3 protein-coding genes and 1 pseudogene are annotated in these 2,445 nt (G+C 62.9%); 1 reads left to right on the forward strand and 3 read right to left on the reverse strand.

From position 1 onward, the window contains the following. Positions 1–464, forward strand: a 464-nt coding sequence (locus EN993_RS34605) for a helix-turn-helix domain-containing protein (protein WP_127266122.1), incomplete at its 5' end; no start/stop codon positions are given. Between the two features lie 19 nt (positions 465–483). Here the strand turns inward: EN993_RS34605 and EN993_RS34610 are convergent. The 3 genes and pseudogenes from EN993_RS34610 to EN993_RS34620 all read right to left on the reverse strand — a co-directional run. Beyond that, the gene (locus tag EN993_RS34610) at positions 484–1,269 is read right to left on the reverse strand and encodes an ABC transporter ATP-binding protein (RefSeq protein ID WP_127266123.1); all 786 of its coding nucleotides are present in this window, start codon (positions 1,267–1,269) and stop codon (positions 484–486) included. Beyond that, a complete protein-coding gene (locus EN993_RS34615; protein WP_127266124.1) occupies positions 1,266–2,039 on the reverse strand; it encodes an ABC transporter permease in 774 nt (257 codons plus the stop codon). Before EN993_RS34615 ends, EN993_RS34610 begins: the two co-directional genes overlap by 4 nt. Positions 2,040–2,130: 91 nt before the next feature. Next, positions 2,131–2,445 (reverse strand): annotated as a pseudogene (locus EN993_RS34620) (ABC transporter permease); the annotation flags it as partial.

Raw genomic sequence — 2,445 nt, forward strand, 5'->3', positions numbered from 1 at the left:
TGCTGAAGCTGATCGGCGACGACTTTGACGAAAATCTCGTCAACCGCGTCTGCGAGCAGGTGCTGACCGACCGCGTGCGCAGCCCGACCGACCGCCAGCGCCTGCCGCTGCGCGCTCGCCTCGGCGTCCAGAACTCGAAAGTGCTGACCATCATCGAACTGATGGAGGCTAACCTGTCCGAGCCGCTGTCGCTTATCGAGATCGCCGACCATGTCGACCTGTCGCGGCGTCAGATCGAACGACTGTTCCGCACCGAGATGGGCCGCTCCCCTGCCCGCTATTACCTCGAGATCCGGCTCGACCGCGCCAGGCACCTGCTGATCCAGTCGTCGATGCCGGTAGTCGAAGTGGCGGTCGCCTGCGGCTTCGTCTCGGCCTCGCATTTCTCAAAATGCTACCGCGAACTCTACGCCCGCTCGCCGCAGCAGGAGCGCGTCGACCGCAAGCAGCTGCTGGCGGCCTGATCCGATAGATCTGGGAAGCTTACGCCGTCTGCGCCGTGCGCATCGCTTCGACGCGGATGTCCTCGGTCAGCCGTGCCTTCAGCGCCGAGAATTCCGGGCTGGTCTTCAGCGTGTAGTGGCGCGGGTGCGGCAGGTCGACGGCGACATCCGACTTGATGCGGCCGGGCCGCGCCGTCATCACGATCACGCGCGAGGCCATGAAGATGGCTTCCTCGATGTCGTGAGTGACGAACAGCACCGTCTTCTTGCGCCGTTCCCAGATACCGAGCAAAAGCTCCTGCATCAGACCGCGGGTCTGGTTGTCGAGCGCGCCGAATGGCTCGTCCAGCAAAAGGATCTCGGGATCGTTGGCCAGCGCCCGTGCGATCGCCGTACGCTGCTGCATGCCGCCGGAGAGCTGCTTCGGCCAGTGGTTTTCGAACCCCTTCAGCCCGACAAGGTCAACATAGGAAGCAACGATCCCGTCCCGCTCCTCTTCGGGCATGCCGCGTTCGCGCAGGCCGAAGGCGATGTTTTCGGCGACCGTCAGCCAGGGAAACAGCGTGTAGGACTGGAAGACCATGCCGCGGTCCGGCCCCGGCTGGGTCACCGCCTTGCCGTCGAGCAGTACGCGGCCTTCGCTTGGCGCTTCCAGGCCGGCGACGATCCTGAGCAATGTCGACTTACCGCAGCCCGATGGTCCGAGGATGGTGATAAAGTCGTTGGCGGCAAGTGCCAGGTCGATTGGCATCAAGGCCTTGACCGGTTCTCCGCCGCGCACGCCGGCGAAAGTGCGCGAGGCGCCTTCGATGAGAAGCTTGCTCACGCCAGGCTCCACGGAAAGAGCCAGCGGTTGAAGGCCTTGAAGGCGAAATCGGACAACAGCCCGATCAGCCCGATGATGATGATGCCGAAGATGATCTGTCCCGTCGCCAGCCGCGACTGGCTGTTGATGATCATGTAGCCGATGCCGGATGACGAGCCGATCAGCTCGGCGACGATGACATAGGTCCAGGCCCAGCCGAGCACCAGACGCAGCGTCTCGGCGATCTCGGGCGCATTGGCCGGCATGATCACCCGTCTGACGATGCCGTTGTTGGTGGAGCCCAGCGTATAGGCAGCCTCGACCAGGTCGCGTCTTGTACTGCCGACCTTGACCGCGATGATCAGGATGATCTGGAACACCGAGCCGACGAAGATGACGAGCAGCTTCTCCAGCTCACCGATACCGGCCCACAAGATGAGCAGCGGAATGAAGGCCGAGGCCGGAAGATAGCGGGCGAAGGAGACGAATGGCTCCAGAAACGCCTCCACCGGCTTCCAGGCGCCCATCGCGATGCCGATCGGCACCGCGACAACCGACGCCAGCAGGAACCCGCCGAAAACCCGCCAGATGGTGATCAATATGTCGAGCCAGAAACGGTCCTCGACCAGCAGTCGCCAGCCGTCCCGCAGCATCGACAGCGGATCGGCGAGGAAGATGCGGTTGACGTGGCCGCCAAGCGTGATCCACGCCCAGAAGGCGACGAACAGCACGAAGAAGGAAATGCCGAGCACGGTCCGGATGCCCGGCGGTACTGGCTGCAAGGGGCGCATCGTCAAATCGTCCCCATCTTTCAAATCGTCATTTGTCCAGGAGAAGGCGGCGACGCCAGGCGCCGCCGCATGATGGTCAAAGGCCGGACTGTCAGTTCGACACCGCGCTGGTGTCGGCCAGCGTGGTGACGTCGGGCGCTTCCTTGATCAGTCCCATCTGCAGCAGCAGCTCGCCGGCGGTCTTGGAAAAATCCTGGAATTCCTTGGTGAAGAACTGCTTGTTCTCCGCCTTGTCGGCCCATTTCAGGTACTTCGCCGAATCCTCGAACTCCTTGGCAGACTGCTTCACGTCGGCGCCCATGATCTCATAGGATTTCTGCGGATCGCTCTTGATCAGGTCGAGCGCGTCGAAATAGCTGTCGGCCAGCGCCTTGGCGGCATCCGGATTGGCCTTGAGGAATTCGGG

Source organism: Mesorhizobium sp. M7D.F.Ca.US.004.01.2.1 (assembly GCF_003997785.1).
GTDB classification, from domain to species: Bacteria; Pseudomonadota; Alphaproteobacteria; order Rhizobiales; family Rhizobiaceae; genus Mesorhizobium; species Mesorhizobium loti.